Origin of the sequence: Paenibacillus sp. CFBP13512 (assembly GCF_005233705.1) — a bacterium.
GTDB lineage: Bacteria > Bacillota > Bacilli > Paenibacillales > Paenibacillaceae > Saccharibacillus > Saccharibacillus nuruki.
The window spans coordinates 1-22105 of sequence record NZ_QGAD01000022.1 but is presented as its reverse complement, the minus strand read 5'-3'; the positions used below and the strand labels follow the sequence as shown (position 1 = coordinate 22105).

The 22105-nt window shown below is 38.5% G+C and carries 22 protein-coding genes and 1 riboswitch; of the genes, 2 read left to right on the top strand and 20 right to left on the bottom strand.

Features of this window, described 5'->3' with window-relative positions:
• Positions 1-130 precede the first annotated feature (130 nt).
• The 10 genes from glmU to PaeCFBP13512_RS20700 all read right to left on the bottom strand — a co-directional run bounded on the left by glmU (position 131) and on the right by PaeCFBP13512_RS20700 (position 10273).
• A complete protein-coding gene (glmU, locus tag PaeCFBP13512_RS20745; protein ID WP_137225713.1) occupies positions 131-1516 on the bottom strand; it encodes a bifunctional UDP-N-acetylglucosamine diphosphorylase/glucosamine-1-phosphate N-acetyltransferase GlmU in 1386 nt (461 codons plus the stop codon).
• Between the two features lie 176 nt (positions 1517-1692).
• Positions 1693-1989 carry a septation regulator SpoVG gene (gene spoVG, locus PaeCFBP13512_RS20740; protein WP_069326069.1) on the bottom strand — a complete coding sequence of 99 codons (297 nt, stop codon included), beginning with the start codon at positions 1987-1989 and terminating at the stop codon, positions 1693-1695.
• A 195-nt stretch (positions 1990-2184) separates the two neighbouring features.
• Positions 2185-3021 (bottom strand): pur operon repressor, encoded by an 837-nt coding sequence (gene purR / locus PaeCFBP13512_RS20735; RefSeq protein WP_137225675.1) that lies wholly within the window; start codon positions 3019-3021, stop codon positions 2185-2187.
• A 170-nt stretch (positions 3022-3191) separates the two neighbouring features.
• Positions 3192-4046, bottom strand: coding sequence for a 4-(cytidine 5'-diphospho)-2-C-methyl-D-erythritol kinase (ispE, locus tag PaeCFBP13512_RS20730; protein ID WP_069326067.1), 855 nt, complete (start codon positions 4044-4046; stop codon positions 3192-3194).
• Positions 4047-4265: 219 nt separating this feature from the next.
• Positions 4266-4541 carry a biofilm formation stimulator Veg gene (gene veg, locus PaeCFBP13512_RS20725; protein ID WP_069326066.1) on the bottom strand — a complete coding sequence of 92 codons (276 nt, stop codon included), beginning with the start codon at positions 4539-4541 and terminating at the stop codon, positions 4266-4268.
• Positions 4542-4647: 106 nt separating this feature from the next.
• A complete protein-coding gene (gene rsmA / locus PaeCFBP13512_RS20720) occupies positions 4648-5532 on the bottom strand; it encodes a 16S rRNA (adenine(1518)-N(6)/adenine(1519)-N(6))-dimethyltransferase RsmA (protein WP_069326065.1) in 885 nt (294 codons plus the stop codon).
• Position 5533: 1 nt separating this feature from the next.
• Positions 5534-6082: a ribonuclease M5 gene (rnmV, locus tag PaeCFBP13512_RS20715; protein WP_069326064.1), complete on the bottom strand. Its 549-nt coding sequence runs from the start codon at positions 6080-6082 to the stop codon at positions 5534-5536.
• Between the two features lie 192 nt (positions 6083-6274).
• Positions 6275-7393 carry a ubiquitin-like domain-containing protein gene (locus PaeCFBP13512_RS20710; RefSeq protein WP_441343342.1) on the bottom strand — a complete coding sequence of 373 codons (1119 nt, stop codon included), beginning with the start codon at positions 7391-7393 and terminating at the stop codon, positions 6275-6277.
• 323 nt (positions 7394-7716) lie between these two features.
• A riboswitch (cyclic di-AMP (ydaO/yuaA leader) is annotated at positions 7717-7940 on the bottom strand.
• A gap of 195 nt (positions 7941-8135) precedes the next feature.
• A complete protein-coding gene (locus PaeCFBP13512_RS20705; protein ID WP_069326063.1) occupies positions 8136-8903 on the bottom strand; it encodes a TatD family hydrolase in 768 nt (255 codons plus the stop codon).
• A 47-nt stretch (positions 8904-8950) separates the two neighbouring features.
• Positions 8951-10273: an HD domain-containing protein gene (locus PaeCFBP13512_RS20700; protein ID WP_137225673.1), complete on the bottom strand. Its 1323-nt coding sequence runs from the start codon at positions 10271-10273 to the stop codon at positions 8951-8953.
• 332 nt (positions 10274-10605) lie between these two features.
• On the opposite strand from PaeCFBP13512_RS20700, the gene PaeCFBP13512_RS20695 reads away from it, so the two are divergent.
• Positions 10606-10860, top strand: coding sequence for an AbrB/MazE/SpoVT family DNA-binding domain-containing protein (locus PaeCFBP13512_RS20695; protein ID WP_017815545.1), 255 nt, complete (start codon positions 10606-10608; stop codon positions 10858-10860).
• Positions 10861-11184: 324 nt separating this feature from the next.
• Here PaeCFBP13512_RS20695 and rsmI read toward each other — a convergent pair whose 3' ends face one another.
• The 9 genes from rsmI to PaeCFBP13512_RS20650 all read right to left on the bottom strand — a co-directional run bounded on the left by rsmI (position 11185) and on the right by PaeCFBP13512_RS20650 (position 19001).
• Complete coding sequence (rsmI, locus tag PaeCFBP13512_RS20690) at positions 11185-12096, bottom strand: 16S rRNA (cytidine(1402)-2'-O)-methyltransferase (RefSeq protein WP_137225671.1); 912 nt, start codon at positions 12094-12096, stop codon at positions 11185-11187.
• Complete coding sequence (locus PaeCFBP13512_RS20685; RefSeq protein WP_137225669.1) at positions 12093-12845, bottom strand: tRNA1(Val) (adenine(37)-N6)-methyltransferase; 753 nt, start codon at positions 12843-12845, stop codon at positions 12093-12095. The genes rsmI and PaeCFBP13512_RS20685 overlap by 4 nt, the downstream gene beginning before the upstream one ends.
• A gap of 103 nt (positions 12846-12948) precedes the next feature.
• Positions 12949-13320 (bottom strand): DNA replication initiation control protein YabA, encoded by a 372-nt coding sequence (gene yabA, locus PaeCFBP13512_RS20680; RefSeq protein WP_137225667.1) that lies wholly within the window; start codon positions 13318-13320, stop codon positions 12949-12951.
• 31 nt (positions 13321-13351) lie between these two features.
• Positions 13352-14152 (bottom strand): PSP1 domain-containing protein, encoded by an 801-nt coding sequence (locus PaeCFBP13512_RS20675; protein ID WP_069326058.1) that lies wholly within the window; start codon positions 14150-14152, stop codon positions 13352-13354.
• Positions 14153-14327: 175 nt separating this feature from the next.
• Complete coding sequence (holB, locus tag PaeCFBP13512_RS20670; protein ID WP_069326057.1) at positions 14328-15302, bottom strand: DNA polymerase III subunit delta'; 975 nt, start codon at positions 15300-15302, stop codon at positions 14328-14330.
• A gap of 47 nt (positions 15303-15349) precedes the next feature.
• Positions 15350-15793, bottom strand: a complete 444-nt coding sequence (locus PaeCFBP13512_RS20665) for a YaaR family protein (RefSeq protein ID WP_069326056.1) — start codon at positions 15791-15793, stop codon at positions 15350-15352.
• Between the two features lie 344 nt (positions 15794-16137).
• Entirely contained in the window at positions 16138-16467 is a 330-nt protein-coding gene (locus PaeCFBP13512_RS20660; protein ID WP_069326055.1) for a cyclic-di-AMP receptor, read from the bottom strand.
• Between the two features lie 139 nt (positions 16468-16606).
• Positions 16607-17260, bottom strand: a complete 654-nt coding sequence (gene tmk / locus PaeCFBP13512_RS20655; RefSeq protein ID WP_137225666.1) for a dTMP kinase — start codon at positions 17258-17260, stop codon at positions 16607-16609.
• A 40-nt stretch (positions 17261-17300) separates the two neighbouring features.
• Positions 17301-19001 carry an aminotransferase class I/II-fold pyridoxal phosphate-dependent enzyme gene (locus PaeCFBP13512_RS20650; protein ID WP_137225664.1) on the bottom strand — a complete coding sequence of 567 codons (1701 nt, stop codon included), beginning with the start codon at positions 18999-19001 and terminating at the stop codon, positions 17301-17303.
• A gap of 265 nt (positions 19002-19266) precedes the next feature.
• On the opposite strand from PaeCFBP13512_RS20650, the gene PaeCFBP13512_RS20645 reads away from it, so the two are divergent.
• A complete protein-coding gene (locus PaeCFBP13512_RS20645) occupies positions 19267-19791 on the top strand; it encodes a hypothetical protein (protein ID WP_069326052.1) in 525 nt (174 codons plus the stop codon).
• 540 nt (positions 19792-20331) lie between these two features.
• Here the strand turns inward: PaeCFBP13512_RS20645 and PaeCFBP13512_RS20640 are convergent.
• On the bottom strand, positions 20332-20760 hold the full coding sequence (locus PaeCFBP13512_RS20640) for a hypothetical protein (protein WP_137225662.1): 429 nt from the start codon (positions 20758-20760) through the stop codon (positions 20332-20334).
• Between the last annotated feature and the right edge of the window lie 1345 nt (positions 20761-22105).

Genomic DNA, 22105 nt, shown 5'->3' with positions numbered 1-22105 from the left:
CGTCAAATCATACAACAAGCATTATATATTTCATATTATATAATAATTCTTTAGCGAATAGTGGCATTTTGTTCGTAAGAATCGATAATAATTTTAGCTACACATCATTAATTTTTGTTATAAATGTTAATTATTCCTTTTTATCATGAATTGCTTTCGCTTTAGCGCGAATTTTTTCAGCATATCCTGATTTGTTTTCTTGACGTTGACGAGCGATTGCCATGTCGTTAGCTTCTACATCTTCTGTAATGGTTGAGCCTGCTACCACATAAGCGCCATCACCGATACGTACAGGAGCAATCAAGTTCGAATTGCTGCCAATAAATACGTTGTTACCAATCTCTGTAACAGCTTTGTTGAGTCCATCATAGTTAGCTGTGATCGCCCCACAACCAATATTAACGCCTGAACCTACAACAGCATCCCCTACATAACTGAGATGAGGAATTTTGGAACCTTGTCCTACAGTTACATTTTTCAATTCTACAAAGTCGCCTACTTTTACTTGATCACTTAACTTTGTACCCGGACGCAAGTAAGCAAATGGACCAATATTACCTTCAGCCCCTACTTCAGCTCCAGACAGAATCGATTGACGAATCGTTGAACCATTGCCTATTGTGGAATTTTCAATTTCTGTATTCGGTCCGATGATACAATCTTCACCAATCACTGTTGCACCGTTAAGGACGGTTCCTGGATAAAGGACTGTATCTGAACCGATTACCACGTCAGCTCCAATATAAGTCGCTGATGGATCAATAATCGTAACTCCGTTTAACATATGTTTTTTTGCAAGGCGTGCGCGCATAAATCCTTCAGCTTCTGACAACGCTAGACGGTCATTTACACCGATTGATTCAGCTAGATCAAATGTTTCGTAGGCAGCTACCATTTCACCTTGTTCACGCAAAATAGTAATGCAGTCTGTTAGATAATATTCTTGTTGAGCATTATCGTTCGTAATTTGAGAAAGAGCTTGGAACAATTTGCTGTTATCAAAACAATACGTACCTGTGTTGATTTCTTGTACAGCTAATTCTTCAGGCGTGCCTTCTTTTTGCTCAACGATTTTCTGTACACTACCATCAGCTCCACGAATAATACGACCGTATCCTGTAGGATCAGTCATTGAAGCTGTCAAAATCGTTACTGCTGCACCCTGACTTTCATGATTAGCAATAATATTTTCAAGTGTCTCAGGAGTTACCAAAGGCGTATCTCCACAAATAATAATCGTTGTTCCTTTTTCAGTACCCAGCAAAGATTCTGCTTGTTGAATCGCATGACCTGTTCCTAATTGTTCACTTTGTAGTGCGTATTCTGCACGATCGCCTAGATAAGCTTGTACCGCTTCTGCTCCGTGACCTACAACGACTACACTGCGCTCACAATGAACTTGCTGTACAGCATCCAGTACATGACCTACCATCGGCTTACCGCATACTGGATGTAGAACTTTGTACAATTTGGATTTCATGCGTTTACCTTTACCTGCTGCGAGTATGATTGCCATTCTTTTTGAATCCAACAATACAGACCTCCTTATTCGAACTCATATATTTAAATCATTATGTTAGATTTATCGTTAAAACTCCTTAATGAATATATCTTATTCCAGACAAAAAGAAAAGGGAGCCACAATGTAGCTCCCTGTGGCTCCCTTTTCTTTCAAACCCCAATAAGTAAACGTTAAGCACCTTCTTCAATCACTTCTTCAATCGCTTCTTCTTCCAATCCTGCACGTTCATATTCAGCTAATACAGCTAACTGAATCTTCTCGCGAGTTCCAGAAGAAATAGGATGTGCGATGTCGCGAAACTCGCCATCAGGTGTCCGTTTGCTTGGCATTGCAACAAACATTCCATTGTTACCATCAATTACACGAATGTCATGAACGACAAATTCGCTATCAATTGTGATGGATGCGATTGCTTTCATTCTGCCTTCGGAATTTACTCGGCGGAGTCTTACATCCGTTATTTCCATATGTGTTCACCACCTTTGTCTATTCAAGACTTGGTTGTGTAATTCCACACATGGAAGTCAAATTCCTTCTTTTTTCTCCAAATTAATTGTATATTTTTTTATTTTATTTATCTTTAGGCTCGATTTCTACCGTTTTCACCTGATTTTGATGATATTCGTTCTCATTACGAAAATGAAAATTATCGGCAGAAAAGCTTAATTAGGATCATTTTCAAAGTAGTTCCCAGGTTGCACCGTAATTTTTTTGTTTTTAGGATCAATATCAGTTACTTTCGCAAGTGACACATAATCTGCCCACAGACGATCATCTGTGTCGACAGAACCAGATTCTAAAAGCACCCCGACTCCAGCAACTGTTGCATTAAATTCTCCTAAAAGATCAACCATACCTTGAATAGTACCGCCAGCTTTCATAAAATCATCGATAATCAATACACGTGATTTTTCTTTAAGTGCCCGGCGTGACAATGTCATCGTATGCAGACTCTTGTGTGAACCTGATACATAGTTAATACTTACCGCAGATCCTTCTGTCATCTGATGATCCCGGCGTACCAGTACAACCGGCAGATTCAATTGCGTACCTGTAGCATGAGCCAAAGGAATTCCTTTGGTTTCTACTGTCATAATGACATCGATCGGCGTATCTGCAAAAGCTGAAGCAAAAATCTTACCTACTTCATTCAAAATCGCAGGTTGCCCTAACAGATCAGACATATAAATATAGTTACCTGGAAGCAGACGATCCGGTTGTCCTAATTGACCGCAGATTTCTTCCATAAATGAAAATGCTTTTTCTTTCGCCAGCTTTGGAATATATTTCACTCCGCCTGCTGCTCCTGCAAGTGTTAATAATTCTCCCGTACCATCTTCTTCAAAAACTTCTTTAATAATGGTCAGATCCTCACTAATCGATGATTTGGCCGCTCCGTATCGATCAGCGAAAGTGGTTAATGGAATCAGCGTATGTGGTCGTGAAGTTAAATATTGAGTTAATTCAACTAACCGCGCGCTTCTCTTTAATTTTTTCACCATAACGCCTCGCTATCTACAAAATATTGACATTTTATACCCTAAATCCGAATAATTAAAGTGAATATAACATTTTTGTACGTGTTTGTAAAAGAAAATCGCAATCTTTTTCTCTTATGGCTTATCATCGAGCACCATTTAGAGTTAAAAAGACTGCGATTTGAAATCATTTAAGTTAATATCCGCACAGCATAGACTTCTTTGCAAAATCCACGTAATCCATTATAGACACGAGCTACTTTGGACTCGCGCGAGATCAATCCGAATACAGTGGGTCCACTTCCTGACATAAGCACACCATCGGCTCCCAACTGAATCATTGCCTGCTTGAGCTGTTGAACTTGCGGATAATGAGTCAGAGTAACATCTTCCAACACGTTACCCAGTTGATGACAAATCTCATCAAAAGATTTGTTTTCTAACGCTTTTTGCATTTCTAGAGCAGAAGGATGCTTAGCGATCTTATCTGCACGAAACCGTCCGTATACATCGGCAGTAGACACGTTAATAGGTGGCTTCGCTAACACAACCCAGCAATCTGGTGGACTGGTCAGTGGAGTAAGTAGCTCTCCACGTCCTGTAGCGAGTGCTGTCCCCCCTGTGATGCAGAAAGGAACATCAGAGCCAATAGAAGCACCTAGCTCCATCATGTCTTCATGGGGAATCTGGAGGTTCCAGAGACGATTCAATCCTCTAAGCGCTGCTGCAGCATCACTGCTACCTCCAGCTAGACCAGCCGCAACTGGAATCTGCTTATCGATATGAATATGTACGCCTTGCTTAATATTATATTTTGCTTTAATTTTTTGAGCAGCTTGAAAAGCCAGATTTTTCTCGTCTAAAGGAATATATCCTGCTTGACTAGAAATTTGGATCGTATCTCGAGACAATTCAGTGATCGTTAGGCGATCGGCTAGATCCACCATTGTCATGATCATCTCGACCTCATGATACCCATCCGGTCTTTTATGTAACACATCCAGCATCAGGTTGATTTTTGCTGGCGCTTTTTCATATATCTTCATGCTGTTCCTCCACCCTCAACATTCCATCCGAACGATTTGATACGCTGCGTACGGGTTCCTGTGCTTATCATTACGAATAATCCATATTATAAAAAAAATGACGTACAAAGTCTATTATATGGGTATCGGGTTCCGTTCATGTAGATCAAATATAGTCACAAAACAAAACAGTCTCTACCCCGAAAGGAGATAAAGACTGTCTTATACTAAAACAGTTATTCAATTCCCAACATATTCGATTCGTGTCTGACAATCGTCATCACAGACGGTGACTTCCACAGAATCTGTCAATATATCGGCATAGCTGTAAGACACACGTTCAAATGTCTGATGCTCTTCAGCGAGCTTGACAATAAAAACAGAAGGGTAGGTCTCTTCCAAAACTCCGGTTCGTTCGATGGTCTTCTTACGACCACCATTAGCACGTAACGTAATTTTGTGCCCTACATGAGCATCAAGACTACGTTTGATTTCCAAAAGCGCATTGTTAGCCATTGACTACAACCACCTCTTTCCCTCTTCATTATATCAAAGAAAAGAGTGTTTGTCAAATGAACATTAAATTATAGCAGTATTAATTTTATCTTGTCAACGAATTTTTTCAACGGATACCTGCTCTCAAAAATACACTGCTCAAAGTTGCGTATTCTTGCAAACTAAGTGTCTCTCCACGTCTAGAAGGTTCGATTCCTGCTTCTGCCAAAAGTTGCTCTAATTGTGTACGATCGCCACCTTCAAAATAACGGCTACGCAAGTTATTGGCGATTGTTTTGCGACGCTGTACAAAACAAGATTGCATTAATTCAAAGAAGTACGCTTCATCTTCGACTTCAACTGCCGGACGATCCCTTAGTTTCAAGCGAATGACAGCAGATTCTACATTCGGTTGCGGGATAAATACCGTTTTAGGGACGATACAGATCAATTCAGGCACGCAATAGTATTGAACAGCAATACTAAGACTTCCGTAGTCTTTGCCTCCAGGAGGGGCTGCCATGCGCTGAGCGACTTCTTTTTGAATCATAACGACGATATTGTCTAACGGTAAACGTTCTTCTAACAACTTCATCACAATAGGTGTAGTGACGTAGTAGGGTAAGTTAGCCACCACACTGACTTTTTCAACTTCACTGAAGTCTTCACGGAACAATTGATGCAAATCGACTTTGAGCACATCATCATGACGTACTTTAGCATGAGGATAAGGCTCTAAGACTTCTTTCAAAATCGGAATCAAGCGACGGTCAATCTCAACTGCTGTGACTGCACCTGCTTCTTGAGCTAGACGCTCGGTTAATGCACCGATTCCGGGTCCAATCTCTAATGCTCCATTTTCAGGCGTTAATTCAGCTGCTTCTACAATTTTGTTCAAAATATTGGAATCGATCAAAAAGTTCTGACCTAAGCTTTTTTTAAACGAGAATCCATATTTATTAATAATTTCTTTGGTGCGTTTGGGTGTGGCTATTTCTAATCGTTCATCCATATTATTGTTCTTCCTCCGCTTCCATTTGTGAGAGTGCTGTTGCAAACTCTTCACGGCTAATTCCAAAAATACGTAAACGTTTATGGAACTGCTTTCCATTGCCATAACCTATGCCGAGCAGATTGCCCATTTTCATTCGTCGCTCCGCAGCATCAGGTTGCATCACAAGTCCTGTCATGATCAGATCTTCCCAATCGATCAGAACTTCCGCTTCTGGCATCTCAGAGTGTACACGCGCCAACGCTTCACGAATAGCTTCTGGAGAAGCATTTTCGACACCAATATCACCTTTGAGCGTAGCTTCACTTTCAGGGATAAAAGCATGCTTACATCCAGGGACTTTCTGCGCTACGATCTTACGTATCCGTTCACCTGCAAAATCAGGATCAGTTAATATAATTACACCGCGTCGTTCTTGAGCTAATTTTACACGACGAATCACATGAGCACCTATAGCTGAGCCGCCTGTCTCGATCGTATCTGCGTCTACAGCTCTTTTAATCGCTACGGTATCGTCTCGTCCTTCCACAACAATCACTTCTTTAATCACGTTGATTGTACGCTTCCCTTCACTCTCTAAATGATAAGATAATCTGTTCGATATTCATCTTAACAGAACAAAAAGAAGAGGATTTATCCTCTTCTTTTTGTTTTCTTTATGCACGCTCATAGTTAATATTATTTATATCATATAACAGATGACTGGGCTTAAGCAATGGTGCTATCCCAATCAACACCCTCTCTAGGGTTTAACCGGGCCAATTACATATACAGTGTAACCGGATTTGCGTCCAAATGCTCTCGCTTGGCTCAAGCTGTCTATATACACGTCGATTTTATTACCGTTAATAGCACTACCGGTATCTTCAGCACGGCGGAAGCCAATGCCTTCAATGTATACCCACCATCCCATAGGAATGACACTCGTATCGACTGCAATCGTACGACCTTCTGTTACACGTGCTCCCGAAGCAGTCACTGTACCTAGACCAGGTTCTTGAGACGAATAAGCAGTTAGAGATACATTGTTCAGTACTTTCGCATAAGAGAAATCTACACCTGCTTTGGAAGTACTATTACTTGATCCTCCACTAGAAGAAGCAGCTGCGAGAAGTTTAGGCTCCTCTTTTTTGGTACCAATAGCTACAATCTTATCTTTTACTTTTGCGGTTGTTTTTTTATTAACCATACGTTTGGAGACGAATTCTCCATCTTCGTATACTTTCTCGATGTATTGAACCACTTTACCTGTTTGACCGCCTTGCACTAACTTGGTTTTACCTTCAAGCATGGAACCATCGGTTTTTTTAACCGTTTGATATGGAATCTTGACTACTTTTTTCGCTACAAATGATTTGGTACGCACAATCTTGATATCCATATTGTCATGAACTGAAGATTCCATCGCAGGTGTTAATTGATCTTCACCTGACAGTGTTAACCCAGCCTGCTCCAATGTGTTACCAACTGTTTTAGAGGTGGTATAAATTTTCTTGGTTCCACCATCTGCCGTAATGTTTACTGCAACCGCATGGTTAATATAAACTTTGTCCCCATCCTGAAGCGCGCCATTCATAGGCATAGATACTTTATCTTGTGGTGCCACTTTAATTTGATTTTCATCAAGCAGTTGAGAAAGCATCAATTTACGTGTTTCCACGGTTTGTGCTTTGCCGTCAATGACTACAGAAATATTTTTACCCGCTTGATTATAAAGTAGGGACAATAGCATCGCTGCAAGAGCGATCACTAATAATGCAGCCCACAATACATAGCGTAGGTTTTGTTGCTTCCAACTCAGCGCGTAAGACATGCTGGATGAGCGCGAACCATGGGTTTTTTCGAAAGGAGCAATTGCCACTTCTTCCGTCCTCCTTCATAGTCTCGCCGTCTAGCTGTGACGTAATTGTATATGACGCGACTATATAACAGAATTTTCACAGGCTGATCGTAAGCATAAGATTACCAAATCTGTGTGATAATCTTTCGTGATGTTCAAAAATGCCTGCGCCATGGTCAGTCTAAGGGACACACCTAATATCTGAAAGATCAAATTTCAAATATCGTATTCTCTGAATCTTTTCGTTTAGCCCAAAACAAAAGAAGCCTCTGGAAAAGAGCAAAGCAACTTTTCCTTGGCTTCCGACGTATCTAAATACAGTTCGGAAAACGTTAGAAAATACGAGGTTGCCTCTGCATCGCTTACGGGGTTAGCTGTCGGATTCGGACACATCATATTTCTTGCCCTTTGAAGGCTCCTCCGCTCATGGCGCGAGTACCTCCAATTCACCCCGTAGACCCTGTAAAAGGAATCATACATAATGACTTCGGTATTCTGATAATAATGGCTTGAAGACATATGTTGGTTCCCCCGTTTTCCTATGCAGGAAACTCAGCGAGACCGAATCATGGAATCTTGCGTAATAACAGCAAGATTAAATCACTGATGAAATAATATCCCGAACCCAACCCTCATGTAAAGCGACCAGCAAGCACGTTTTTCTGAATAAATGGTTAAAAAGTTGTCATATTCTTCTGTTTTTTGGTTATAATTTATTCATATATCCGTTTAACGCTGTTTTTTGCGTGATTTACTCTCTTTTTCACCGAATGCCAAATCGTTCCAGTGCATTTTTAGTTGTAATTGTACTAATTTCTTCCAGTGATACCCCTTTTAGCGCAGCAGCAGCTTCTGCTACAAGTGTCACATAACCGGACTCATTTCGTTTTCCACGATAAGGATGTGGTGTCAAAAATGGGGAGTCTGTTTCAAGCAAAAGACGGTCCATTGGAACCTGTTGTAACACCTCTTTAGGTTGCTTCGCATTTTTGAAAGTAATCGGTCCTCCAAACGATAAATGAAAGCCCATATCGAGACACATTTTAGCCGTTTCCCAGCTACCTGAAAAGGAGTGCATAACCCCTCCAACTTCATGTGCTTTTTCTTCGCGCAAAATCTTAACAATATCTTCATGAGCATCACGATTATGGATAACAATCGGCATATTAATCGAACGTGCTAGACCGATTTGTTCACGTAATACTTTATGCTGTACTTCTTTCGGTGAAGTATCCCAGTGATAATCCAGACCAATTTCACCAATCGCTACTACTTTTTCATGTTTGCATAGCGATTCGATCCATTCCAGATCTCCAGGTTGCATATGAATCGCATCTACAGGATGCCAGCCAATAGCCGCATATATAAATTCATAACTTTCGACTAATTCCATCGTGGTGGGAATCGTTTCACGGTTGAATCCCACATTGATCATTCGGGTTACCCCTTGTGCATAAGCACGCTCAATCACTTCTTTACGATCATCGGCAAATTCGATCGAATCCAAATGAGTATGTGTATCAAATAACATATAATTTTCTCACTCCTTCTCTGTTTCTCGTTCTTTTTTCGCTAATCTTATATTTCAAATTCCATCTGTGGCGGATTAATTTTGTTTTCAAATATCGCTGCCACTTCTTCGGATAATTGATGAATAACTTTCTCTAACTTATCTTGCGGATAATACAGATGATATCGACCGCGATGAATCCCACTAATTGAACGTACAATATCCGATACTTCTGATATTTCTTGGATTCGGTTTTGACGATCTAATAATAGAATTTGTTTTTCTTTTTTAGGATCACCTGGACGAAATACATCATAAGGAAGATCGGTGGGAAAATCGATTTCTAGATCATAATCAGGATGCAATCCTACTCTAGCAAATTCGCTACGTATACTGCTAATTGTCTGCTTATCAATTAGATCTGTCTCTACATATTTATACAACTTACGCTGCATAAAACGATGACATACATCTGACAAAATATCATCGTCTTCCCTTGTCCATTGCATAAATGCTGTCTGTACTAATGCTTCATCTAGCAATAAATAATCACCAACTTGAATATCACCTTTGAATAACTCGGGTAAAGGATACGGCAAAAATTTAAAATCAAATCCTTCATCGAACAATTCTTTGGCACGACGGAAAATTTGTTTTAATACAATATCTGAACTTCGAGTCACTGGATGAAAATACACTTGCCAGTACATCTGATAACGTGCCATAAGATAATCTTCGATCGCATGCATACCTGATTCTTTGACAACGACGCGTCCATTGTGAGGACGAAGCATCCGCAAAATACGATCAACATCGATCGTTCCATAATTAACTCCTGTAAAATAAGCATCCCGTAACAAATAATCCATCCGATCCGCATCTAACGGACTCGATACCAGATTCACAACGATCTTTTTCTCATAATCTTTGCGAATAACAGAAGCGACTCGTTCAGCAAGACCACTCTCTGCTTCTTCCAATACCCGATTCACTTCGGTATCTCCAAGTAGGATACGACACGTCCATTCTTCATGATCCATATCAAAAGCTTCTTCTATAGAATGAGAAAAAGGTCCATGACCCAAATCGTGTAATAAAGCGGCACATAATGCCACCAGACTTTCTTCACGTGGCCAATCTTCAAAACCACCACGTTCAAATTGAGAAATAATGCGACGTGTAATTTCATATACACCTAATGAATGTGAGAAACGGCTATGCTCTGCTCCATGAAAAGTTAAATAGGAAGTTCCCAATTGTCTTATACGACGTAATCTTTGAAATTCAGGTGTATTAATCAAAGTCCAGATTAAACGATCTTGCACGTGGATATAATTATGTACAGGATCTTTAAATACTTTTTCTTCTCCTAAAGGTTGTACAGGCTTCAAAATAAATTCCTCCTTCTATCAATAAACCCTAACTATTTAAAATTAAAAATAGTTTTTTCGACGATATTGTCGAATGTTGTCGGTATATACAAGCTACGAATTTCCAAATCGACAAAATAATTTTAACCCTATAATACTTGATAATACCGCTATATAAAAATATTTTTTCAAAAAAAAGTGAAAAAAACTGTATTTTTCTTAAATTATAGGTTGACTGATTTGGGAAACGTTGGTATTATGAATATCATAAAACATAGAAATTTGTCGAATGTTAGCACATCAAACAAAACAATAACAACTAATATATTTAAATTTGAGAGGATTGATCAGTAATGATGAAATCAACTGGTATTGTAAGAAAAGTAGACGAATTGGGCCGCGTAGTAATTCCTATCGAACTTCGCCGTACACTAGGTATCGGAGAAAAAGACGCTTTGGAAATCTACGTTGATGGCGAGCGCATTATGCTTAAAAAATACGAGCCTGCTTGTATTTTCTGTGGTAACGCTGAAAATGTAACTTATTTTAAAGGAAAAATCGTTTGTAATGAGTGTATTTCCGAAATTCCTGTCCCTGTGACAAAATAAATAAAATAGGTTATACTAGAACTATCAACTTATTAATTCTAACCTTTTTAATATCTCCTTGAACCTTTACTCAGCATTTTGTCTGGGTAAAGGTATTTTTTTGCTTTCTTTTGGTTTTCAAAAAAGGCTTATCTTTCATTATACTTCCTTTTGCATAGCACTTCCAATGTGCACATCAAAAAGGAACCTCGAACAGATCAAGATTCCTCTATTTTCACGCTTATTTTCTTCATTATTTTTGTTAAAAACTCATCTATTTAACGAGTTTCTTCTATTATAAATGTATTTACCAAGCAAGCTCTTTCGTAACCACTCATATGCGTCTTACTCTTCTTCATTTAATAACACTTGATATACATCACGTTTAGAGATTTCACGATCTTTTGCTGTTTTTTTCATTGCATCTTTACGTGAAATATTCTCTTTATTTTCGTAATGGATCACATGCTCTTCTATCGTCATTTGTTGCCACCATTCGCTGGCTTCAGCTTTGGCTTCGATGATAGATTGTCCCTCGATTACAACACAGTATTCACCAATCGGTGGATGCGATTCTAACCATTCCAGTACTTCTTCTACACTACCACGTGTCCATTCTTCATGACGCTTTGTCAGCTCACGTGCTAATACCACATTACGATTGCCTAAATGATGTGCAATCGCTGTTAATGTTTTGATAATTCGGTGTGGAGACTCGTATAACAGCAATGTACCTGCTCCATACTTCACACTACCCAGTACTTCTTCTTGACCTTTATGATCTCTAGGCAAAAATCCAATAAACGTAAACCGATCTGTCGATAATCCAGAAGCAATCAAAGCAGACAGTGCTGCATTCGCTCCAGGAATAGGAACCACAGCAATTTGTTGCTCCAGTGCTAACTTCACTAATTCTTGCCCTGGGTCAGATATAGCAGGCAATCCAGCATCACTCACAAGCGCCAGACTACTTCCTTCTATAATAAGGCGAATTAACTCCGGTCCGCTGGCTTTTTTATTATGCTCATGATAACTCAGTAATTTGCCTGGTGTAATATCGAAATGAGTTAGCAATTTGCGAGTCTGCCTTGTATCTTCAGCAGCAATAATATCGCATTCCTGTAATGTCCGTACAGCTCGATACGTCATATCTTCTAAGTTACCAATCGGTGTTGCAACTAAATACAAAGTGCCTGCCCCTTCATGAAGAACAGCAGACTCTCCTTTAGCAAAACTTTTTTGAATCTGTATGCTCATAGTGACTCCTTTAACCCGTAATAGACAGCTTTGAGATCAGGTGTATATTGTTCATGTTCATCATATACGATAAGTGGTGGTAGCATACGCATTTCTGGCTTACCTCCACGTAATCCTTCAACTAACACCATATTCGCTTCCATATGTTGACGAGGATGTACAAATCGAATACGCTTCGGTTCTACTCCATATTGACGCATCAAAATAATAATGTCGGCTAACCGGTGCGGGCGATGAACCATAGACAGTTTACCACCATTGCGAAGAAGCTTGGCAGACGTTTGAATCACATCTTCTAACGTACAACCAATCTCATGTCTTGCCATCGCATGATGAATATTTAACTTCATATCGCTTCCTGTTACAGGAGCATAAGGAGGGTTAACGGTTACAGCATCATAAGCTTCTCGTTCACCTGCAAGTGGCATATCTTTGAGGTCTTGTACGCGAATCTTCACCTGTTCTTGTAAATTATTCATGGTTACACTACGCATCGCCATATCTGCTAAGCGCTCTTGAATTTCCACACCTTCAATACTAGCATTTGTCCGTGTCGATAACAGAATAGGTATTACCCCATTGCCAGTACAAAGATCAATTATTTTACCACGCTTAGGAATACTGGCAAACCGTGCCAGCAGTACAGCATCCATCGAAAAGCTGAACACTTCTCGACTTTGAATAATTTTAAGGTCATACGTAAGCAGATCATCAATACGCTCATCTGCCAGAAGGGGTTGTTCGTTCATGGTATTTCCTTTCTTATCCTGCTTTGTTTAGAAATGATACTACATTATGATTACACTATATAAAAACCGCGGCATAATGCTGTCCGCGGTTTGGATAATGCTACTATTCAGATTTATTCAAAAAAGAAAGGCAGAACAAGCAATCGCCTTCTGTACGCAAATGTCCATAATACACATTACAGATATGGAAGCCTTCGTGATAAATACGTGCTAGATTATCATAACCTTCTCCAACGACTTCTAGATCAGGTAAGTCTGAATACAATTTAGACGAATAGGTGCCAACAGATTTAGGCTCAATAACAGGAACCTCTTTTTTCAAAACTCTGCGCAACTGTTCATTTTCGGTACTCAAGCGTTGATTCTCTTCTAACAGTTCTTTCACAGCTTGCTTCATTTTACCCATATCTCCATGCATATGATCCATCTGTGTTTCCAATTCGTGAATGTGTGTAAAAAGATTTTTCTTCTCCAAGTTCCCACCTCAAAAGCAGCCTTGATCGGGTTTACTTCACGACCACGTCATCCAATGGCAGTTCTTTGACTTTACTGATGTCAAAAATCTGAACATGTACAGTACGCGAACCGGCATTGATACCCACCACTTTACCATCGCCTAGCGAAGTGACGACAAATTTACCGATAGCCGGAAGCTCTTCCTTCACGCTCTCATAATTATCGTGCTCGAATTTAAGACAACACATTAGACGTCCACACAATCCAGAAATCTTGGTTGGATTCAAGGACAAGCTTTGATCTTTAGCCATTTTGATCGATACTGGCTCAAAGTCTCCTAACCAGGAAGAACAGCATAGAATACGTCCACAAGGACCTATACCACCTAGCATTTTAGCTTCATCACGTACACCAATCTGGCGTAGTTCGATACGTGTACGGAAGATACTGGCTAGATCTTTAACCAGTTCTCGAAAATCGACTCGACCTTCAGCTGTAAAATAGAAAATAATCTTATTACGATCAAATGTAAATTCTACATCGACCAACTTCATTTTCAATTCATGCTCTCTGATTTTGTTAAGACAGGTTGTGAAAGCATTTTTAGCTGCGATCCGATTTTCTTCTACTACTTGAGCATCATGATCTTCTGCAATCCGAATCACTTTTTTCAAAGGAAGAACGACATCAGATTCATTGACTTCTTTTTTACCAATCACTACTTTACCATATTCAATCCCACGTGCAGTTTCTACAATAACGTGTTGTTCACTTTCAACTGGAAAGTCTAACGGATCGAAATAATATATTTTACCCGCTTTTTTAAAGCGGACTCCTACTACACTATACAAAAGATAAGCCCCCTCATTTGCCAATACCGTTTTTCAACTCTACGGCAAAAATTCCGATATGAAGAATTACTTCTTATTCTCACCTGACATGACGTATTCAAAAAATGTGCGTTTGTTTAAAGCTTTGTGCACTCGGCATGATGTTATACACTGTCCGGTCTGTGATGAAGCTCCTTCAACCGCTAACGCCTATAAGAAATTGCTCCATGCATAACTGTGGATTCACATGAGAACGAAGCATTTTCTTACACTCTGCAGCAAGCGACATACACGATATCCAATGCTGCATATCACGAGTGGTAGCCACCTTGGAGAGAGACTCTAACTGATCTATAAAAACGATACTCTCGTGCCTTCCAATCTGGATATGAATGATATCCTTAAACCATAAGTGGAAAAGATCAAATACGTGCTCAATATGATCTCCAAGTCCGCCTTTAAACAGCTTTTGCTGAGCAGTAATAAGGCTCATACTCCCTCTACCTGCGGATTCCTTCCCTAATTGTAACATTACGTTTCTGATTTCTGCAAACCAATTCTGTGCTAGCAATTCTCGGCATTCCTCCAGATCAGACGCAATATGAACAACGCATCGTACTAAAGGCATTGGAAAGCCTTCATCTCCTAAGATTTGAGCCATTTTTTGAGGATCTGGTGGCGTAAATACTATAGGTTGAGTACGGGAACGAATCGTAGGCAATACCGACTGTGCATTTTCTGTGAGCAAAATAGCTACAGCAGGTGCTGGCGGTTCTTCCAAGAATTTTAACAGACTATTGGACGCTTGTATCGTCATTTTATCTGCATCTTTGATAATATATATTTTACGGTTACCCGATTCTGAACGATACGAAAAAATCCGCTGAATATCGCGGATTTGCTCAATTTTGATTGAAGATCCATCTGGTTCAATCACATGAAAATCAGGATGATTACCATGTTCCATCTTGCGACACTGTATGCACTCTCCACAGGCTTCGTCGCCTTTATGAATACAGACTAATGCTTTGGCAAAGCTATTCGCCATCTTCATCTGACCGCTACCTGCTGGTCCACTAAACAAATACGCATGAGAAATCTTTTGATTACGCAGACCATTTTGTAACATCTGCTTAGCAATATCTTGCCCGACAATTTCTTGAAAAGACATGGTGCCTCCTTACTGAACAGCTCACTTCAAGATCTATACTTAATATATTAATATAAAAAGTTAATAAGCATACCTCGAATTTCACCCATCCGTTGCAATAACTCGATTCGTCCTTCTTCACTTTGAAGCAATTCTTCTGCCATATTCATCAACATAGAATCTACTTCATCTAACAATTTATACTTTTTACCACGACCCCGACGATCGAAGCTTTGCGTTTCTTTTACTTTGACACCGCGACGCACGGTATCTTCCAAAAAGCGTTTAACCAACATTTGATACGCTTTAAGTTCACGTAGTGTCATCGATTTTGCAAGCCGGTCACCCTGCATTTGAATCTCTTTAAATTGACGCTGAATATCATCATGTGTCGCTTGAGCACTATTATTTTGAAGCACATCCGAGAAATTCCGTTGTTGTACTACTCTATTGGGAGAATCGGATACGATAGGGTTACTTTTTAATGGAGGATAACCGGGGTTAATTTTCATTATTTTCTTCCTTTCTTTGCTGGCATTGAACTTCTACTTATAGGCAGATCTTCTTTATATATGCCGGATAGTGTATATATCAATTAGCAGTCGCTAAACAGAGTCGTTATTAATTAGTATCGTTCATATTCACTGATTTACGAATAGTAAAATGAAAAAAAGTTCAATTTTTACGTATCGATACAACGAACGATCACAGATTTACAGCAGATAATAAAGACGGACCGGTTCCCAATAACGTAACCGATCCTCTGTTTGTTTCTTAATTATACTCTTTATTATTTAATTATGTTTAAAGATGTACTGATTTTTGCGTATTTTTTAAAATAAAATCAAATTCTTTTTTAGAAATGTTCAAATCGCTCAACAGGCATTACGAATACAGTAGCGCCACCTACTTGTACTTCCACTGGCAATGGAAGATACGAATCTGTTGTACCGCTCATTGGAGTAACTGGTGTAACCAGCTGTTCACGAATCTTACAACTATTACGAATGACTTCCATAACAGCTTCGATCTGGCTATCATCAACACCAATCATAAATGTTGTATTTCCAGCACGTAAAAATCCGCCTGTACTGGCTAGTTTTGTTGCCCGAAAATTAGCTTTTACCAATTCGCCTGATAGACGGTTACTATCTTTATCTTGCACGATCGCAATAATCAGTTTCATTATAATAGCCCTCCTTTTACAGATCTGTAAGGCACCAAGCCCTGCTTTTTGTATTCGACATCGATAAGCATAATACCTCTATTTACTCTTTATCCATATTGTAACCGACTACCCTGAATAAGAAGCATATTCCTTATTCTTATACATGATACTGCTGAATTAATGTATCCAATACTTGCTTAATATCGTTAAAAACATGCTGTTCATCTTGCTCACCATTGATCATAACAAACCGTTCTGCGTGTTGTTCAGATAGTTCCATATATCCTTGATGTACTCGATGATGAAATTCCAATGCTTCCAGATCCAGACGATTGACTTCTCGTTCACCAGACTTAGACATAATGCGCTCTAATCCTACTTCAGGCTTAACATCAATATAGATATTCATATCTGCCCAATACTGCTGACCCTCTACATCTATCGCTAATTGATTAATATCGAGTACAGCTTTGCCCAGTTCACGTCCATACCCTTGATAAGCCAAAGAAGACATCACATACCGATCACAGATAACGATTCTTCCTGCCTGAAGCGCTGGAATCACTTTTTGAATTAAATGTTCTCTTCTAGCACTTGCATATAATAGACACTCTGTTAATCCACTCATATCATTATCAACATTCAAAATAACTTCACGAATTTGTTCAGATACAGAGATTCCCCCCGGTTCACGAGTCGATAAAAAATCAATCTGTTGTTCATTAAGATAACGTTTAATATGTTCAAGCTGACTCGTTTTACCGCTACCATCCATACCTTCTAATACAATAAATAAACCTTTTGCCTTCATTCTTATTCCTGCTTTCTGTAGACTACTGCTCGGTAGACATCTATTTATAGACACGCAATGTATTCAATGTAGAATCAGCAGTGCCTTGTATTTTGTGATGATGGCTTCGTAATGTTAACAGTCTATCATATACAGAAGAATGTATGATTTCTCCTGCATACAAAATGGGAATACCGGGAGGGTAGGGAATCACCATTTCTGCACATATACGTCCTTCTGCTTGTTCTAGAGATACTACCTCTACATTTTCTTCATCAATAGGTGTCATTGTAAACAAAATAGGCTCTGATATATTGTACTTGTTTTGCTCATTAGATTGATCTTTATCAAGATTGATAGATTTGCCTTGATTTGTTACTTGATCCCTATGCTGTTCTGTATGATCATTACTTTTCTGATCTGCACTATCCGCATTAAAGTGAAATGAAGTCACTGAACTCATCTTTTTTGACAAATGGTCATCCTCATTGCCCTCAGAAGATCGTGTACGCTCTATTGTAGCTTGATTCGTATCTTCTTCCACGTTTAATTGATGATCTTCTACACTAACTGTGAGTGGCTCTTGAGCGATCTGATGAAGAGCATCTAACAAGCGCAGACTATCTTCCAATGTCGAACCCAGACTAAATACGAGCACAACATACCGATCATCACTCATCTCAGGTACACAACCATAGTGCTCTAACCGCTCTTGCAAGACTTCACCAGACAAATACCCTTCCAGATCATAGATCACCACTTTAAAAGGATCTTGTGTATATCTCTCATCTGAAAAAGATAAATAATCGAATCTTTTGTTTTCCGTCAATTTATCCATAAAATGATCTCGAGCTTCTAATCCAGTTGTGAAAATTTGCTCTCCATAACAATCTAATAAATAACGACTTAGATCCAGAGAAGCCATCAACGGATAGGAAGGACTTGAACTCTGAACCATCGTCAACCGTTGCTTTAATAAAGAACGAGCAATCAAATCCCCCTGCACATGTAGCATCGCACTCATAGTCATTGCCGCCAACATTTTGTGAGTAGATTGAACAACACCATCTGCACCTGCTGCTAACGCACTGATAGGGAAACGATGATGCTGGCTATAATGTGCTCCATGAGCTTCATCAACTAGCAAAGGTATCTGATAGCGATGACAAGCGTCAGCAATTCCACTCAAGTCTTTGCCCATACCATAGTAATTGGGCGAAGAAAGTAGAACAGCTTTGGCAGTCGGATATTGCTTCAACGCTACTTCAATACTTTCTAGATTTGGAATTACAGCCAGACCGCTTGCTTGATCTAACTCCGGTGTTAAAAAGACTGCCTTAGCTCCTGCCATCATTAATCCATGTAATATCGATTTATGTACATTACGTTGTACAATAATAATATCCCCTGGATGACTACATACTGTTAAAATAAGAGCTAGATTACCAACTGTGCTACCACCTACAAGAAAATGGCTTTCTTCAGCTCCAAAACATTGGGCAGCCAACTGCTGAGCTTCTTGAATAACACCCTCAGGATGATGAAGATCGTCGGTACCACTAATTTCGGTAACATCCAGTTGTAATATAGAGCTAAATAAATCATTTCCTATGATTGGTTTGAGCACATCCGTATAGATCATACCATTTTTATGTCCAGGCACATGAAAGCTACGCTGATCTGAACCAGCGTAATGAGTCAAAGCATTGTACAAAGGTGCTTTGCATAATTTGGTTGTAGAAGCTATCCATTGATTAGTCATATAGTCATTCCTATAATATTTATTGTGTATTGTTCCCTATTCTTATTATAATCAAAATAACAGATATCGTCTCAAACTAACTTATGATATATGCTAGGTACTTATAATCTGAGTACGTGTATTTCAAAAGGTACATATTTAACCGATATAAGGGTAACAACTAGCGATTGGATACAGACTACTTCTCGTGGAAAATATGAAGATCAAAAGTTAAATACCACTACCAAATGATAACAATAATACAATACAAGGAGGGTCGCACCGGATGGTAGCAGAAGCTCAACAAAATGCAACTTTTTATCAATACCAACTCATCAAAAAATGGCCAGTGACCAGAGTCTGGAATTTAATATATTTACTTATACCTATTCTAACATTAGCGATTGAACTGTATTACTTCTCATGGTCTAGTTTTGGTTTTTGGGTGCTTTCTTTTCCATTAGTATTATGGATTCAATATGTTATTTCTCGTTCTGTATTGATTATGACGGTCAATCATTTACGCAAACGATGGAAATTTCAAATTCAATTTCCATGGATCGGTTATCTGCCTGATCAATTTATGGGCTATTCTACATTCCGCAGAGTGTTATTACATACAACGTGGATCGGGTTATGCTTTGCTGCTGTTTTATGTATGTGGCTCCCAGTCAACTTTTCAATTTCTTTAGTTATGTGGCATATTTGGTTTTGCTTACCCCGTTTAATCATCTTGCTTCGTTTATTCCGTAAACGCAAAGATGGCATTATTAAATTAACAAAAGAAGAAGTATCTTATTATATCCAATAATTCGACTTCCAACAGTATAACTAGACTATTATATCAAAATTAAGGGAGTACTTCTTAAATAGAGTACTCTCATAACTACTCACTACTCACTACTCACTACTCACTACTCACTACTCACTACTCACTACTCACTACTCACTACTCACTACTCACTCATTATTAACGGTAATGACTATATTGCTAGCAATTACAGCATAATACCCGCTATTTTATCTACTCTAATTAATTTCTAATCTATTACTGAACTCTACAAACAAATAAGCCAGTAAAAGTAAACTGCATTGACTCCATTAACAAAATATCTAAAAACTCTATTAAACAAGCAAGTACAACACGTTCATAAAATAAGTCAATACAACAAAAAATCGGTATCTTTCTAAATGCAGAAGATAACCGATTTTTATTTTATAATTTTAACTTCTGTTCTCTGTTCTCTGTTCTCTGTTCTCTGTTCTCTGTTCTCTGTTCTCTGTTCTCTGTTCTCTGTTCTCTGTTCTCTGTATTAATTTTGGGCTTTCCATCTACTTCACTAGTCAAATGCTAAGGATTGATCGTAGCTTCAGCAATAGGTGCTCTCGAACTTTTATCAGGTACAATAACAGTCAAATAATTATTCTGTAATACTAATTGTAGTGTACGATTACCTTGTACAAAAACAAAGTTAGTCTGCTCTTCATCTATATTCTCTTGTTGTTGTTTCCAACCCCAATTTTTAATTTCTTGTAAATACAGGTCTGGTAATGTAGATGCTTCTATTCCTGGAAGCTTATAACGTACATAATTCATTTGCCTATTATTAATAACAGTATCCATATCCTTCACTTCTTCTGGAATAGGAAAACTAGACTCTACAAAAGCACCCTGATAATGAGTCCAAGAAATATTAGCTTGCGAACAACCTACTAATGCTCCCCAAAGAACTCCCAATAATAATACATTCCATATCCGATGCTTGTTCTTCCACCACATCACATCGTCCTCCTAAATAAAGATAGAATTCATCATGTTCATATATTTGTGAATATATAAGGTATAATCAACAATCAAATTCGCATACTGTATAATTATACATTCTGTTAATAATAAATATACTTAATTACGCTCTATGACTTCAAATTAAATTTTCCTATATAAAACGAAATCACTTTTTTTCGCTATCGTGACTTTAGAACTATCTAATACTTATATCAGTATACTATTTGTTACAACAACTTCTGTAACAAAACAGTTACACTTCACTAAGATTAAGATACAATATCTTATAATCTATAGCTTATTTATGTATTTATATAGATGAAGATCCAAAGATACATGAAGAAATATAACATCATGTAGTCATAACAAGAAATGATCCATCTCACTGACTTATTCTTTGCCTAATCAAAACGTATACAAAATATAACTGTTCTTAAGCTCTAACTTTGATTCTATCTATTTGCTTGTACCCCATCTTATGAAAATATCATTCATTCTACACTCTTTGCTCGCTTTATAATTATGTAAAGTAATAAACACATACAGCAAGAAAGTCATGATCTTACACTGCCAACAAAAGCCTCTAGCCCAGAAGTAGACACCTATACTACCTAGACATACTTATATGATAGTGTATTCTATTGCAGAATTATGACGGTACCGTTCTGAATTTCAAACAGAGGAATAAGAAGCCTGAAGATAAGTAATCTTAGCATAAGTAATTTTAAAACTTATAGCTGCTCTTTTCTTGAAGCTACTTTATTAGATTCTATATAGAAAAGGATCTAATAGATTTAATACATACGATCACAGCATTGGCAGCATTGAACTTGTATAGAAATTCATATAAGGATTTCTTCTATATGTGCTATCTATAGAAAGTATAAGAAGAATAATGGTCATCTTGATCTAACCTTACACCCTGTTTAATCTAATCATAACCAAAATACTATCTATACCCCAATCCAGATACAGCCCATACAATCTTTCCTAAGCCCCTTATACTCAAACCTTATGCTCTTTCTCAGAAATTAAATCCTCTACATCTACATATCGATACAGAGAAGAGATTGCCCTAACCCGTTGCCGTTGGAATCCATGTTATATCTCTCTACCCATCCTCTAAAACCAAAGGGTATAGATGCTATTGGAGTTCTAGTCTGCCTTACCTATTATTAGAGATCTATGAAAACAAACAAAATCTATAAAAACAAAGCAAAAAAAGAGCGACTCCTGTAAACAGGAATCACTCTTTGGGTCTTTCTCGTTGCTTGGCAACGTCCTACTCTCCCAGGACCCTGCGGTCCAAGTACCATCGGCGCTGGAGGGCTTAACGGTC